Annotated in this window: 12 protein-coding genes and 1 pseudogene; 7 read left to right on the top strand and 6 right to left on the bottom strand. The window is 69.6% G+C overall.

Annotation, left to right across the window (positions count from 1 at the left end; translation table 11 throughout):
• Positions 1–111 precede the first annotated feature (111 nt).
• Together mnmE and OK345_RS11650 are read left to right on the top strand one after the other, a co-directional pair.
• Positions 112–1,458 carry a tRNA uridine-5-carboxymethylaminomethyl(34) synthesis GTPase MnmE gene (gene mnmE, locus OK345_RS11655; protein ID WP_265128192.1) on the top strand — a complete coding sequence of 449 codons (1,347 nt, stop codon included), beginning with the start codon at positions 112–114 and terminating at the stop codon, positions 1,456–1,458.
• A 174-nt stretch (positions 1,459–1,632) separates the two neighbouring features.
• The gene (locus OK345_RS11650; protein ID WP_265128146.1) at positions 1,633–2,709 is read left to right on the top strand and encodes a glycerophosphodiester phosphodiesterase; all 1,077 of its coding nucleotides are present in this window, start codon (positions 1,633–1,635) and stop codon (positions 2,707–2,709) included.
• Positions 2,710–2,715: 6 nt separating this feature from the next.
• Here the strand turns inward: OK345_RS11650 and OK345_RS11645 are convergent, their stop codons facing one another.
• Positions 2,716–3,498 carry a rhomboid family intramembrane serine protease gene (locus tag OK345_RS11645; RefSeq protein WP_265128145.1) on the bottom strand — a complete coding sequence of 261 codons (783 nt, stop codon included), beginning with the start codon at positions 3,496–3,498 and terminating at the stop codon, positions 2,716–2,718.
• A gap of 94 nt (positions 3,499–3,592) precedes the next feature.
• Entirely contained in the window at positions 3,593–4,552 is a 960-nt protein-coding gene (locus OK345_RS11640; protein WP_265128144.1) for a TerC family protein, read from the bottom strand.
• Between the two features lie 279 nt (positions 4,553–4,831).
• On the opposite strand from OK345_RS11640, the gene OK345_RS11635 reads away from it, so the two are divergent.
• Together OK345_RS11635 and OK345_RS11630 are read left to right on the top strand one after the other, a co-directional pair.
• Positions 4,832–6,001, top strand: coding sequence for a class I SAM-dependent rRNA methyltransferase (locus OK345_RS11635; RefSeq protein WP_265128143.1), 1,170 nt, complete (start codon positions 4,832–4,834; stop codon positions 5,999–6,001).
• Between the two features lie 245 nt (positions 6,002–6,246).
• Positions 6,247–7,491 (top strand): dipeptidase, encoded by a 1,245-nt coding sequence (locus tag OK345_RS11630; RefSeq protein WP_265128142.1) that lies wholly within the window; start codon positions 6,247–6,249, stop codon positions 7,489–7,491.
• A 236-nt stretch (positions 7,492–7,727) separates the two neighbouring features.
• Here the strand turns inward: OK345_RS11630 and OK345_RS11625 are convergent, their stop codons facing one another.
• The 4 genes from OK345_RS11625 to OK345_RS11610 form a co-directional block, all read right to left on the bottom strand.
• Entirely contained in the window at positions 7,728–9,161 is a 1,434-nt protein-coding gene (locus OK345_RS11625; protein ID WP_265128141.1) for an amino acid permease, read from the bottom strand.
• 238 nt (positions 9,162–9,399) lie between these two features.
• Positions 9,400–9,759, bottom strand: coding sequence for a DUF488 domain-containing protein (locus OK345_RS11620; protein WP_265128140.1), 360 nt, complete (start codon positions 9,757–9,759; stop codon positions 9,400–9,402).
• 30 nt (positions 9,760–9,789) lie between these two features.
• Entirely contained in the window at positions 9,790–10,413 is a 624-nt protein-coding gene (leuE, locus tag OK345_RS11615) for a leucine efflux protein LeuE (protein WP_265128139.1), read from the bottom strand.
• Between the two features lie 18 nt (positions 10,414–10,431).
• Positions 10,432–10,992 carry a nucleoside 2-deoxyribosyltransferase domain-containing protein gene (locus OK345_RS11610; RefSeq protein WP_265128138.1) on the bottom strand — a complete coding sequence of 187 codons (561 nt, stop codon included), beginning with the start codon at positions 10,990–10,992 and terminating at the stop codon, positions 10,432–10,434.
• A gap of 62 nt (positions 10,993–11,054) precedes the next feature.
• Here OK345_RS11610 and OK345_RS11605 point away from each other — a divergent pair, with 62 nt between their 5' ends.
• From OK345_RS11605 to OK345_RS11595, 3 genes and pseudogenes are all read left to right on the top strand, one after another.
• Positions 11,055–12,608: a DNA recombination protein RmuC gene (locus tag OK345_RS11605; RefSeq protein WP_265128137.1), complete on the top strand. Its 1,554-nt coding sequence runs from the start codon at positions 11,055–11,057 to the stop codon at positions 12,606–12,608.
• A gap of 75 nt (positions 12,609–12,683) precedes the next feature.
• Positions 12,684–13,223: pseudogene (locus tag OK345_RS11600) on the top strand (glutathione peroxidase); the annotation flags it as partial.
• Positions 13,224–13,241: 18 nt separating this feature from the next.
• Complete coding sequence (locus OK345_RS11595) at positions 13,242–13,895, top strand: DUF2625 family protein (RefSeq protein WP_306332096.1); 654 nt, start codon at positions 13,242–13,244, stop codon at positions 13,893–13,895.
• Positions 13,896–13,949: the final 54 nt, after the last annotated feature.

The following is a 13,949-nucleotide window of genomic DNA, read 5'->3' as shown; positions in this document are numbered from 1 at the left end:
CCGCGCGACCGGACCAGGGCTGGACGGCCGGCCTCGGCGGAACCTGCACCGCCTCGCACCACCTCGATCACGCCGATGACACCCCCTGAAATCCCCGATGCGTTCCAAGCCATGAACAGCTCCACCTCCAACGACACCATCGTTGCCATCGCCAGCGGCGCCGCGGCCGGAGGGGTCGGCGTGCTGCGCATCTCCGGCCCGCTTTCGCGGCGGATCGCCAGCGGTCTGAGCTGCGCCGACCTGCGGCCGCGCCACGCGCATTACGCGCGCTTCCGCGATGCGCAGGGCGAGGTGATCGACGATGGCCTGGCCCTGTACTTTCCCGGGCCGCACAGCTTCACCGGCGAGGACGTGGTCGAACTGCAGGGCCACGGCAGCCCGGTGGTGTTGCGGCAGCTGCTGGCGCGCTGCATCGAACTGGGCGCACGCCAGGCCCGGCCCGGCGAGTTCAGCGAGCGGGCGTTCCTCAACGGCAAGCTCGACCTGGCCCAGGCCGAGGCCATCGCCGATCTGATCGCCGCCGGCGACGTGCGCGCCGCCCGCGCCGCCCGTCGTTCGCTCGACGGCGTGTTCTCGCGCCGGGTGGAAGAAGCCGCCGAGCAACTGGTGCTGCTGCGCATCCATGTCGAGGCGGCCATCGACTTCGCCGACGAACCGCTGGACACGCTGGGCGGTGCGCAGGTGCACGCCGGGCTGCAGCAGGCGCGTGCGACGCTGGAACGGCTGCGCATGGATGCCGAGCGCGGCCGCAAGCTGCGCGACGGCCTGCACGCGGTGCTGATCGGCCCGCCCAACGCCGGCAAGAGCTCGCTGCTCAACGCCCTGGCCGGCAGCGAACGCGCCATCGTCACCGACATCGCCGGCACCACCCGCGACACCCTGCGCGAGACCATCCGCATCGACGGCCTGGAACTGACCCTGGTCGACACCGCCGGCCTGCGCGAAGGCGGCGACGCCATCGAGCGCGAAGGCATGCGCCGCGCGCGCGAGGAAATGCAGCGCGCCGACCTGGCGATCATCGTGCTCGACGCGCGCGATCCGCAGGCCGGCCGCGCCGCCGTCGGCGATGCCGTCGCGCAGGTGCCGCAGCAGCTGTGGATCCACAACAAGTGCGACCTGCTGCAGGCCGTTCCGGCCGACGCCGGCGACGCGGTGCTCGTGTCCGCGGTCACCGGCCACGGCCTGGAGGCGCTGCACGCGCGGCTGCGCGAACTGGCCGGCGGCAGCGCCGGCGAAAGCGTGGACGGCGAGTTCTCCGCGCGCGCGCGCCACGTCGAGGCCATCGTCCAGGCGCTGGAACACGCCGCCGCGGCCGCCGCCGAACTGGAGCACGAACACCTGGAACTGGCCGCCGAGGAACTGCGCCTGGCCCACGACGCCCTCGGCGAAATCACCGGCCGCATGAGCGCCGACGACCTGCTGGGGCGGATCTTCTCCAGCTTCTGCATCGGCAAGTAACTACCTCCGCCAGCGCCGCTCGATGATCGCGACAAGAAGGGACGTTTTCCGCAAGGAATCGGCGTACCCGCACCACCCGCTTTCTTCGCTCCGTCACATCCGCACCGGACAATACCGCCTCGTTTCATTGCCGCTGCCGTGCGCGACAGCGGTGCATCAGGAGGAAGTTCGGTGTTGAAAGGTTTGGGAATGGCGGTGCTGCTGGGGCTGGGCGTGGCACCATCGCTGGCGATGAGTGCCGAGAACGCGCTACCCGCGGCCCGCAAGGCCGCCGTCTACGCCCATCGCGGCGCCAGCGCGCTGTTGCCCGAGCACACCCTGGCAGCCTACGCGCAGGCCATCGCCGACGGCGCCGACTACATCGAGCCGGACCTGGTGATGACCCGCGACGGGGTGCTGGTGGCACGCCACGAGAACGAGATCGGCAGCACTACCGATGTCGCGCAGCGGCCGGAGTTCGCCGACCGCAAGACCGTGAAGACGATCGATGGGGAGCGCATCGAAGGCTGGTTCACCGAGGACTTCACCCTGGCCGAGCTGAAGACGCTGTACGCGCGCGAGCGCCTGCCGCAGCTGCGCGGCACAGCCTTCGACGGCCAGTTCCGCATCGCCACGCTGGACGAGATCATCGCCTTCCTGGTGCAGCAGGCGGCGCGCGCCGGGCGCGGCATCGGCCTGGCGCCGGAGATCAAGCACGGCAGCCATTTCCGTTCGATCGGGCTGCCGATGGAGGACGCGCTGCTGGCGGCGCTGCGCGCGGACTCGTACACCAACGTGGCGCCGATCACGATCCAGTCGTTCGAGGTCGGCAACCTGCGCTACCTGCGCCAGCGCATCGGCCGCGATTCCAACATCCGCCTGCTGCAGCTGCTGGGCGAACCGCAGGAGCGGCCGGCCGATGCGCAGCAGGACTATGCGGCGATGATGACCGCCGCCGGCCTGCGCGAGGTGGCCGGCTACGCCGACGGCATCGGCCCGTACATGCGCAGCGTGATCCCGCTCGATGCGCAGGGACGCCTCGCCGCGCCGACCACGCTGGTGGCCGATGCCCATGCCGCCGGGTTGATGGTGGTGGCCTATACGTTCCGTCCGGAGAACGTCTACCTGGCCGCCGATTTCCGCCAGGGCGATGATTCTGCGCGCAATCCGGCCGGCTCGATCGCCGAGATCCGCGCCTACCTGGCCGCCGGCATCGATGGCTTCTTCGCCGACGATCCGGCGCTGGGGCGACAGGCGCTGGACGCGCCCTGAGCGGGATCAGTCCTCCGGCTGCGGCCGGGGACGCAGCGGCACCACCACCGGCCGTTCCGGCTCCTGTCCGCGTTGCCACAGCACCGGCACCTGCTGCGGGGAGGGCGGCTCCAGTTCCGGGTCGACGTCGGAGGCGCTGTCCAGTTCGTCGTCCTCTTCGTCCTCCCAGCTGTAGCGCCTGCGCGGCGGCAACGGGTCGCTCAGCCGGAACAGCAGCGCGGCGACGATGCCGGCCACCGCGCCGCCCATGTGCGATTGCCAGGACACGCCGGGTTCGTGCGGCAGCACGGTCATCAGCATGCCGCCGTAGAACAGCAGGCCGATCATGCCGGCGGCGATGGCCGCGCGGTCGCGGCGCAGCAGGCCCAGCACGAACACCAGGAACATCAGCCCGTGGGTGATGCCGCTGGCGCCGAGGTGACGGCTGCCGGGATCGCCCAGCATCCATGCGCCCAGGCCCGAACCCAGCCACAGCAGCGGGAACGCGCGCAGGCTGGCGCGCGGATACACGCTGCCGGCCAGCGTGCCCAGGATCAGCAGCGCCACCGCATTGGCGGCCAGGTGCTCGACCGAGCCGTGCAGCAGCGGCGCGCCGAGGATGCCCTGCAGGCCGGCCGTCTCCAGCGGCGCCACCGCCCAGGGCCGCCAGTCGAACCAGCCTTGCGCGGTGAACGTCGCCACCAGCACCAGCACGAAGCCCAGGCTCAGGTTGAACGCGCGCAGCACCCGTGCGCGGTCGCTGCGGGCGGGCGGAACGGTGGCGGTCGAAGAGTGCGTCGAGGAGTCCATGCACTTGTGGATAGCGGTGCCGGCGCCGATTGCAAGGGCGCCGGGGTGGGAGAATGCGGTGCGCGGGACGGGACAATCCGCCCCGCTCGCCGGTTCAGGCATCCTTGTCCGGGTGCGCCGGCCGCGCCAGGCTCAGCGCCACGGTGACGCCGATGATCGCCGCCACCACGCCCAGCGACAGCAGCACCGGGATATGGAACACCCCGGCCAGCAGCATCTTGAAGCCGATGAAGCCCAGCACCAGCGCCAGTCCGTACGGCAGCAGGTGGAAGCGGTCGGCCATGCCGGCCAGCAGGAAGAACATCGCGCGCAGGCCCAGCACCGCGAACACGTTGGAGGTCAGCACGATGAACGGGTCGGTGGTGATGGCGAAGATCGCCGGGATGCTGTCCACCGCGAAGATCACGTCGGTCACCGCGATCAGCACCAGCACCACGAACATCGGCGTGAAGTACTTCACCCCGTCCTTCATCACCATCATCCGGTTGCCGTTGTACTGCGGGCTGATGCGCAGGTGCCCGCGCATCCAGCGCAGCGCGGGGTTGCCGTCCAGGCTGGGTTCCTCGCCGGCGGCGAACCACATCTTCCAGCCGGTGAAGACCAGGAACGCGCCGAACACGTACAGCAGCCAGCTGAACTTGGTCAGCAGCACCACCCCGGCGAAGATCATGACCGTGCGCAGCGCGATGGCGCCGAGGATGCCGATCACCAGCACCCGCTGGCGCTGGATCTCGGGCACGGCGAAGTAGCTCATGATCAGCAGGAACACGAAGATGTTGTCCACCGCCAGCGCCTTTTCGATCAGGTAGCCGGTCAGGAACTCCAGGCCCACCCGGTTGGCCACCGCGGCGCCGGCGGTCTCGTTCAGGTACCACCACAGACCGGCGTTGAAGCTCAGCGCCAGCAGCACCCAGCCCGCGCTCCACCACAGCGCTTCCTTGAACGTCACCTTGTGCGGCCCGCCATGGCGCATCAGCACCAGGTCCGCCAGCAGCGCGGCGATCACCACGATCGCGAAGCCGCCCCACAACCACATGTTTCCTATCGTCTGCATGGGAATTCCCGTCGGAGAAAATGGATGCCTCAAGCCGGAGGGCGAGGGATCTGCAACGGAGAATCGGGGGATTCAGGGAGCAGACGCTTCGCCGGGCCGGCGAAGGTCTCGCTCGCAGCCGGCGGGCCGGCTGCCGTTGCACCGGAGCCTGCGGGCTCGAATTGACGGCGACAACGTATGGGAGCTACTCCCCTTCTGGCGGCGATTCTGCGGCCGTGGCCGGCTGCGGTCAAATCCGGGTCTCCGGCCCGGGGGCATGCGGCGGATACAATGACGGCCATGAATACCCCCCTTCCTGTTGTGCGTCTCAAGAACGCCTGGCGCTCCAGCCACCCGTGGATCTTCCAGAAACTGGTCGAAAAGCCGACCGTCCGCCCCAAGCCCGGCGCCATCGTCGACGTGGTGGGCGTGGACGGGGAGTGGATCGGCCGCGGCTTCTACAACGGCCATTCGCGCATCGCCGTGCGCATCCTGGAGACCCGCCAGGAGGTGCCGGTCGACGCCGGCTGGTTCGCGCGCAAGATCGCCCAGGCGGTGTCGCTGCGCCGTGACGTGCTCAAGCTGGATGCGGTGTCCGACGCCTGGCGCGTGGTGCACAGCGAGGGCGACGGCCTGTCCGGGCTGGTGGTGGACCGCTACGGCGACCTGGTGGTGGTCGAGTTCTTCGCCGCCGGCATGTTCCGCCACCGCGAATGGATCTACGACGCGCTGCGCGAGCAGTTCCCCGGCTGCCGTTTCCACAGCTTCGCCGACGAACACGTGCAGAAGCAGGAAAGCTTCGACTTCCACGGCAATACCACCACCGAAGCGTCGATCATCAGCGAATACGGGGTGAAGTTCCGCGCCGACCCGGCCGGCGCGCACAAGACCGGCTTCTTCGCCGACCAGCGCGAGAACCGGCAGTGGCTCAGCCAGCAGGTCGAGGGCAAGACGGTGCTCGACCTGTGCTGCAACACCGGCGGCTTCGCGGTGTACGCGGCCGCGCGCGGGGCTGCGGACGTGCTGGGCATCGACATCGATGAAGACGTCATCGCCATCGCCAAGGGCAATGCGCGCCTGAACAACGTGCGCCCGAAGTTCGTGCAGTCGGACATCTTCCCGTGGCTGCGCGATGCCGCCAACCGCGGCGACCGCTTCGACGTGGTGATCCTGGACCCGGCCAAGATGACCCGCGACCGCGACCAGGTCATCACCGCGCTGAAGAAGTACCTGGACATGAACAAGCTGGCGCTGGGCGTGGTCAAGCCCGGTGGCCTGTTCGCCACGTTCTCGTGCACCGGGCTGGTGTCCGAGGAGCAGTTCCTGGACATGCTGCGGCGGGCGGCGTACTTCTCCGGCCGCACCATCCAGATCCTCAAGGTGGCCGGCGCCGGTCCGGACCATCCGTTCATGGCCCACGTGCAGGAGTCGCGCTACCTCAAGGCGGTGTTCTGCCGGGTGCTGGACTGAGCAAACCTGGGACCCCCTTGTAGGAGCGACGTGAGTCGCGACGAGGCTTTCCCGGCTGCTCACAACCACAGGTAGAGCCGGAGGAGTTCCTGCGCAAGCTCCTGTCGCGACTCACGTCGCTCCTACAAGGAGAATGACGGGAGCCGGCCGCGACCCGCGAACGTGGTCCGGCCGACGCGCGGTGCTACCGTTTTGCATCGCGGTGGCGGTATGGTCGAGGTCTTTCCCCGAATACCGAGGTCCGCATGTCGTTGCGTCGCCTGTCGCTGGTGCTTGCGTTGGCACTGTGCGCCCCGTTGTCCGCCCAGGCGGTGGATTTCACCGATGCCGAACTGGCCCGCGCCAAGGCCCTGCAGCAACGCCTGCTGACCCTGGACAGCCACCTGGACACGCCGGCCAATTTCGCCCGTCCCGATTTCGACATCAGCCACCGCCACGACCACAACGCGCTGTCGCAGGTGGACCTGCCGCGGATGCGGGAAGGCGCGCTCGATGGCGGCTTCTGGGTGATCTACACCGGCCAGGGCGACCGCACCCCGGAAACCCTGCGCGCCGATCGCGATGCCGGCCTGCTGCGGCTGATGGACATCCACCGGCTGCTGGCCGCGCACCCGGAGCAGTTCGAACTCGCGCTCAACGCCGACGATGCGGCGCGGATCAAGGCCGCCGGCAAGCGCGTGGTGTTCATCAGCATGGAGAACGCCAGCCCGCTGGAGCACGATCCCAGTCTGCTCAGCCACTACCAGCAGGCCGGGCTGCGCATGCTCAGCGTCACCCACTTCGCCAACAACGGCTTCGGCGATTCGGCCACCGATCCCGAGGGCGCCGAGTGGAACGGCCTGAGCCCGGCCGGCAAGGCGCTGGTGGCCGATGCGGTCGCGCGCGGCATCGTCATCGACCAGTCGCACGCCTCCGATGCGGTGTTCGACGACCTGATCGCGATCATGCCGGTGCCGTTCGTGCTCTCGCACAGCTCGGCCAAGGCGGTGTACGACCATCCGCGCAACCTCGACGACGCGCGCCTGCGCCGGCTGGCGGCCGCGGGCGGCGTGGTCCAGGTCAACGCCTATGGCGGCTACCTGCTCGATCCGCAGGCCACGCCCGAGCGCAAGGCGGCCGAGGACGCGCTGGAGAAGCGGCTGGGCGGCTGGACGCACATGGACATGGCCGCCGGCGAGGAACTGGCCCGGGGCATGGCCGAGATCGACCGCCAGCATCCGGTGCGCAAGGCGACCCAGGACGATTTCTTCCGGCACCTGGAGCACATCCTCGGCGTGGTCGGCCCCGAGCACGTCGGCATCGGCATGGACTGGGACGGCGGCGGCGGCGTGACCGGGCTGGAAGACGTGAGCGACCTGCCGAAGATCACCGCCTGGCTGCAGCGCAAGGGTTACAGCGAGCAGCAGATCGCCGGCATCTGGGGCGGCAACCTGCTGCGGGTGATGCGCCAGGCGCAGGCCTACACCGCCAAGCACAACACCAGCCCGTGAAACCCGTCCTGTAGGAGCGACGTCAGTCGCGAAGCCGGCGACGCGTGACGCAGCGGTCGCATTGATATGAGGCGATGCCGAACAGCGGCCGTGGGTTGGCCAGGTTGTCGACATCGCCGTGGCCGGTTGCTGCCCCGGTCTCGCGACTGACGTCGCTCCTACAACGGCGGTGCACAGCGCAGCAACGCAAAAGGCGGGCCGAAGCCCGCCTTTTGCGTTTCCAACAGGGTTTGGCCTCAGCTCCTGCCCAGCACCGCGTTGCGGCGGCTGTAGGCCACGTACACCACCAGCCCGAGCACGTTCCAGGCCAGGAACCACAGCTGGGTGCTGCGCGGCAGGCTGAAGAACAGGTACAGGCAGCCGCCGATCGCGATCGGGCCGACGATCCACGCCAGCGGCGTGCGGAACTTGCGCTCGCGTCCCGGTTCGCGCCGGCGCAGCACCAGCAGGCACAGGCCCACCGCGGTGAACGCGGCCAGGGTGCCGGCATTGGCCAGCGCGGCGATCTCGTCCAGGCGGGCGACGCCGGCCAGCGCGGCGACCAGCACCGCGGTGAACACGGTGATGGTGACCGGGGTGCCGGTGCGCGGGTTCACCTTGGACAGCCCGCGCGGCAGCAGGCCGTCGCGCGACATCACGAAGAAGATCCGGCTCTGGCCGTAGAAGAACGCCAGCAGCACCGTCGGCAGCGCGATGATCGCCACGATGCCGATCACCAGCGCCGCGGTGCCGTGGCCCAGCTCGCGCATGATCAGCGCCAGCGGCTCGGCGCTCTTGCCGAACACGGCGAAGCTCATCGCGCCCACCGCGGCCAGCGCCACCAGGATGTAGATCAGGGTGCAGCCGATCATCGAGCCGATGATGCCGATCGACAGGTCGCGGCCGGGGTTCTTGGTCTCCTCGGCGGCGGTGGAGATCGCATCGAAGCCGTAGAAGGCGAAGAAGATGATCGCCGCGGCCGCCATCACCCCACGCTCGACGCCGTCCGCTCCCATCGACTTGGGGAAGCCGTAGGGCATGAACGGCTGCAGGTTGGCCGGGTCGAAGGCCGGCAGCGCCACCGCGATGAACACCCCCAGGGCGATCAGCTTGAACACCACCAGCACCGCGTTGACCGTGGCGCTCTCGCGGGTGCCGGCCATCAGCAGCCCGGCCACCGCGAAGGTGATCAGGATCGCCGGCACGTTGAGGAAGCCGCCTTCCACGTGCGGGCCGGCGGCCAGCGCCGCGGGCAGGGTGACGTTCCAGCCGAACTGCTGCTGCATCCATTCCAGGAAGCCGACGAAATAGCCCGACCAGCCCACCGCCACGGTGCTGACCACCAGCGAGTACTCCAGGATCAGGCTCCAGCCCACCACCCAGGCGATGGTTTCGCCCAGCGCGCTGTAGCTGTAGGTATAGGCGCTGCCGGCGGCCGGCATCATCGTCGACAGCTCGGCGTAGGCCAGCGCCGCGCAGGCACAGACCAGGCCGGCGATGGCGAAGGACAGCAGCACCGCCGGGCCGGCCTTGTCGGCGCCGACGCCGATCAGGGTGTAGATGCCGGTGCCGACGATGGCGCCGATGCCCAGTGCGATCAGGTGCGGCCAGCTCAGGGAGGGAACCAGGCGCCGGCCGGCTTCGTGGACGGTGACTTGGTCGATGGACTTGCGCCTGAGCCAGGATTGCATGCGGGCCTCGCGGGTCGTCGTGGTTTGGGAAAGGGGCCGAGTTTCGCCGAACGCAGCGCAGCAAAGCCAGAAATTCCCGCGGTTTCCACAGGGTTTGGCGATGGCCGCTGGCCACGGTGGAGAATTCGGCACAAAACGGCCGGAGCAGGGCCGGGGGCTGCGAGGGAGCACCGTAGGTGTGGGGCTTGCCCCACACGGGGTTTTCCCGATGAAGCCCGGTACGGGGCAAGCCCCGTACCTACGGCGTGCGGCGCGGATGCGACAGCAGGTACTCGCGCAGCGCGACGGCCTGGTTGTGCTCGATGTCGCGGGCGCCGTAGACCAGCGTCACCGGGCCGGCGGCGATGGCGTCGCGCAATGGCGCCAGCCGCCGCGGATGCGCGGCCAGTTCCTGCCCGTAGCGCCGGCGGAAGGCGTCCCAGCGTTCGGCCCGGTGATCGAACCATTGCCGCAGTTCGTTGCTGGGCGCCACGTCCTTGAGCCATTCGGCCTTCAGGGCCTCGCGGCTGACTCCGCGGGGCCACAGCCGGTCCACCAGGAAACGCCGGCCATCGCCGGCGACGGCGGGTTCGTAGGCGCGTTTGCAGTGGATCGTCATTCCGACCTCCGGACAGGGCCGGAAAGCGCGTCAGCCGTCCAGTCCCAGTCGCAATCCGAACCCGAGCAAGCATACGCCGACCGCGCGCCGCAGCCACCGGCCGAGCCGCGGATGGCCGGCCAGGCGCCGTGCGATCAACTGCCCGCCGAAGATCAGCAGCGAGCACCAGGCGATGCTCGACAGCGCGATCAGCGCCGCCATCGTCGCCAGCGTCACCACACTGCGCGGCGTGGCCGGGTCGATGAACAGCGGGAAGAAGGCCATGTAGAACAGGATCGCCTTGGGGTTGAGCACGCCCACCAGCAACGCCTGGCGGAACCAGCGCCGCCCCTGCCGCAGCGATGGCGCGGCGGCGGCCGCCGCGGGTTCGCGCAGCAACTGGATGCCGACCCAGCCCAGATAGCCGGCGCCCACGCAGCGCAGTGCCGCGAACAGCGCCGGATGCGCCTGCAGCAACGCTGCCACCCCGGTGGCGGCGGCAGCGATCAGCAACTGGTCGCCCAGCATCAGCCCGGCCAGGGTGGCGTAGCCGGCACGGACGCCGCCGCGGGCGGTGGCGGTCAGCAGGGTGAAGGTGCCCGGCCCGGGCAGCATCAGGAACAGAAGGACGGCCACCACGAAGGTGCCCAGGTCGTTGATGCCCATCCACGGCATGGCGTCGTTCCGGCGGGATCAGGGCGCGCGCTGCGCGGCCAGGCGCTGCTTCACCGCGGCGACCAGCGCCGGCAGGTCGTCGTAGCGCGGCACGCCATAACGGTCGCCGGTGATGTCCAGGTTGCCCTTGCGCCAGAAACCGGCCGGCGCGGCCACCAGCAGCTTGCCCGAGCGGGCATACAGGCCGAACTCGAGCAGGGTGATCGGGCTCTGCGTGCCCGGCGCGAAATACATCAGCACGATGTCGGCCTGTTCCAGTGCAGCCAGCTCCCATTCCACCTGGCGGCGGAACTCCGGCTCGTCGGCCTCGGCGCGCCAGGCCGGGTTCCAGTCGCTGCGGCGCGGATTGAGCAGCAACACGTCCTCGTCGGCCAGCGCCTGCCGCACCTGCTGCTGCCAGTCGCCGGCCTTGCCCATCTCGATGCTGCCGGCCAGGAACACCCTGGGCCGCGCGTCTCCTTCCGGAATGGCGGTGGGCGCGGTGATGGTCTGCGAACCGGCCGTTGCCGCCGTGAACGGCAGCAGCTGCAGCAGGCCCGCCAGCAGCAATGGCAGCGGCTTCATGGCAGGGGAAGGCATGGGGGCCCACATGATCGCAGATGCGGCGCAGCCGATGAGACGCAGGGGGCTACACTTTCCCCATGCAAATCGAAACCCTGATCCTGGCCGGCCTGCTGCTGGCCGTCATCGTGCTGTTGGTGTTCCTGTTCCGCCGCACCGGCGGCAATGGGGGGGCCGAGGCGCTGGCCCGCGAACTCGATGCCGAGCGCCAGCGCGCGAACAGCGCGGCGGTCGAGGCCGGGCAGCTGCGAGGCCGGCTGGAATCGCTGTCGGCCGAGATCGCGCACGAACGCGGCCAGCAGGCCGAGCAGGCGCGCGCGCTGGCCGCGTTGAACCAGCGTGTCGAGCGCGAGGCGACGCAATCGGCCGAGGCCGAGGTGCGGCTGGGCGAACGCGATGCGGCGCTGGCCGCGGCGCGGGCGCGCATCGCCGAGCTGGAGGAAGCGCTGGAGCGCCAGCGCGAAACCCTGCACGCGGCCCAGGCCGGCAACGCGCGGCTGCAGGCCGAGCTGCAGCACGCACGCCAGGCCCAGGCCGAACTGCGCGAGTGGGTCGGCGCGGCGCGGGAAAACCTGTCGGCCGCCTTCACCGAGCTGGCCGGCAAGGTGTTCGACGAGAAGGGCCAGCAGTTCGAGAAGAACGTGCGCCTGGCCACCGGCCAGTCGCGCACCGACATCGAGGCCATGCTCAAGCCGTTCGCCGACAAGCTCGGCGAGTTCCGCCAGCGCGTGGACACGCTGTACGGCGAGGAAGCGCGCGAGCGCGCCAGCCTGCTCGGTGCGGTGGGCGAGCTGAAGACCCTCAACCAGGACATGGCCGCACAGGCCGCGGCGCTGACCAGCGCGCTGAAGGGCAGCGCCAAGGTGCGCGGCGACTGGGGCGAGCTGATGCTCGACAACGTGCTGCGCGGCTCCGGGCTGGAGGAAGGCGTGCACTACGAGCGCCAGGCGCATGCCACCGACGACGAGGGCGCCAGCCTGCGCCCCGACGTGGTCGTGCGCTTCCCCGACCAGCGCAGCGTGGTGATCGACAGCAAGGTCAACCTGATCGCATGGCAGGAGGCGATGAACGCGGCCACGCCCGAGCAGCAGGACGAAGCGCTGCGCCGCCATGCCATCGGCCTGCGCCAGCACGTCAAGGAACTGGGCGACAAGAACTACCCCAAGGCCATCGGCGGCGACGCGCTGGACGTGACCATCGCCTTCGTCCCGATCGAAGGTGCGTTGTCGGCCGCGCTCGGCGTGGACATGGACCTGCAGTCCTACGCCTTCGACCGCCGCGTGGTGTTCGCCTCGCCGAACACGCTGATGGCCCTGCTGCGCGTCACCGAGCGGTTGTGGACGCGCGACAAGGTGCAGCGCCAGGCGCTGGAAATCAGCGATACCGGCGGCAAGGTACTCGACGCGCTTTCCGCCTTCCTCGCCGATTTCGATGGTGTTGGCAAGAAGCTGGAAGACGCCGGCAAGGCCTTCGCCCAGGCCCGCAACCGCCTCACCGACTCCCCGCAATCGCTGTCCAACCGCGCCCGCCGGCTGGCCGAACTCGGCAGCAAGGCGCGCAAGGCGCTGCCGCCGGAGTTGCAGCCGGAGACGCTGCGCTCGCTGGCCGCGGAGGACGACGAAAGCCCGACTTGATGGTGCCTCCCTCCCTGCGGGAGAGAGCTGCTCCAGAGAGGTTTATGCCCACCGTTTGCCCCATCCCAAGGAACCATGATGACCGCTCTCCAGAACATTCCCCTGACCACCATCGACGGCGCCCCGGCCACGCTGGGCGACCATGCCGGCAAGGTGCTGCTGGTGGTCAACGTCGCCTCCAAGTGCGGCCTCACCCCGCAGTACGAGGGGCTGGAAAAGCTCTATCGCGAGAAGAAGGACGCCGGGCTGGAAGTGCTGGGTTTCCCGGCCAACGACTTCAACGGCCAGGAGCCGGGCAGCGAGGACGAGATCAGGCAGTTCTGCTCGCTGACCTACGACGTGACCTTCCCGATGTTCGCCAAGATCGCCGTCACCGGCGAGGCCACGCACCCGCTGTACCGGGCGCTGATCGCGGCGCAGCCGGCCGCCACCGGCGAAGGCCCGATGCGCCAGAAGCTGGTCGGCTTCAACATCGAACCCAACCCGGCGCCGGGCATCCTGTGGAACTTCGAGAAGTTCCTGGTCGGCAGGGACGGACAGGTGATCGGCCGCTTCGCGCCGGACGTGGCCGGCGACGATGCGCGCCTGCGCGAGGCGGTCGAGGCCGCGCTGGCCGGGGGATCGGGGCCGGGCATGGGGTCCATGCGTAGCGTGGAAGAGCTGATCGACAACGAGGATCCGGGGATTTCCCTGATCCGGGAATGGGTCGAGGCTTCGGACATTCCCTGCAGGATCCTTCCCCCCTCCGATGCCCGGGGCGAGGTCCTCTCCAGGCTGCAGGTGACGACACGGTCCCCGTTGGGGGCCGTGGCCCACGACACCGGCGGAATCCTGATCCAGAACGGCTGGGTCCGCTTCCTGGGTTCGGGGCACGAGGCCCTGCCGCGAAGGCTGGACCGCTGGAACGAGGGGCGCCCGGACGGATACCTGCTGATCGCGGACGATGCCGTCGGAGGGTTTTTCGCCCTGAATGGCGGTGCCCTCGGGAACGATCCGGGGCAGGCCTACTACGCGGCCCCGGACGATACCGGCTGGATCGCCCTGGACATGGGCTATGCGGAACTGCTCGGTTCGCTGCTGACCCGGCGGATCGACGATTTCTACCGGGACCTGAGGTGGCCGACCTGGCAGGAGGACCTGGCCGGCCTGCCGCCGGACAGGGCGTTCGTCTTCTATCCGTTCCTGTGGTCGAAAGAAGGCTCGGTCGGGTCCAGCCACCGCTCCACCGCGCCCGTCGAGGAAATCTACGCGCTCAGGAAGGAGCTCGTCGGGCAGTTGCGTGCGTGACGGCCCATCCCGGTCGCCTTGGCCGGGCACGGGAGATGTTCGGGGGATGTTTCC

This window comes from Xanthomonas chitinilytica, assembly GCF_026107455.2.
Taxonomy (GTDB): domain Bacteria; phylum Pseudomonadota; class Gammaproteobacteria; order Xanthomonadales; family Xanthomonadaceae; genus Stenotrophomonas; species Stenotrophomonas chitinilytica.
This window is presented reverse-complemented; position numbering and strand designations above follow the sequence as displayed.

Bases quoted from the DNA above. Each gene is read 5' to 3' on its own strand.
- mnmE (WP_265128192.1), top strand. From the start codon at position 112: ATGAACAGCTCCACCTCCAACGACACCATCGTTGCCATCGCCAGCGGC.
- OK345_RS11645 (WP_265128145.1), bottom strand. From the start codon at position 3,498: ATGGACTCCTCGACGCACTCTTCGACCGCCACCGTTCCGCCCGCCCGC.
- OK345_RS11640 (WP_265128144.1), bottom strand. From the start codon at position 4,552: ATGCAGACGATAGGAAACATGTGGTTGTGGGGCGGCTTCGCGATCGTG.
- OK345_RS11635 (WP_265128143.1), top strand. From the start codon at position 4,832: ATGAATACCCCCCTTCCTGTTGTGCGTCTCAAGAACGCCTGGCGCTCC.
- OK345_RS11630 (WP_265128142.1), top strand. From the start codon at position 6,247: ATGTCGTTGCGTCGCCTGTCGCTGGTGCTTGCGTTGGCACTGTGCGCC.
- OK345_RS11625 (WP_265128141.1), bottom strand. From the start codon at position 9,161: ATGCAATCCTGGCTCAGGCGCAAGTCCATCGACCAAGTCACCGTCCAC.
- OK345_RS11620 (WP_265128140.1), bottom strand. From the start codon at position 9,759: ATGACGATCCACTGCAAACGCGCCTACGAACCCGCCGTCGCCGGCGAT.
- leuE (WP_265128139.1), bottom strand. From the start codon at position 10,413: ATGCCGTGGATGGGCATCAACGACCTGGGCACCTTCGTGGTGGCCGTC.
- OK345_RS11610 (WP_265128138.1), bottom strand. From the start codon at position 10,992: ATGCCTTCCCCTGCCATGAAGCCGCTGCCATTGCTGCTGGCGGGCCTG.
- OK345_RS11605 (WP_265128137.1), top strand. From the start codon at position 11,055: ATGCAAATCGAAACCCTGATCCTGGCCGGCCTGCTGCTGGCCGTCATC.
- OK345_RS11595 (WP_306332096.1), top strand. From the start codon at position 13,242: ATGGGGTCCATGCGTAGCGTGGAAGAGCTGATCGACAACGAGGATCCG.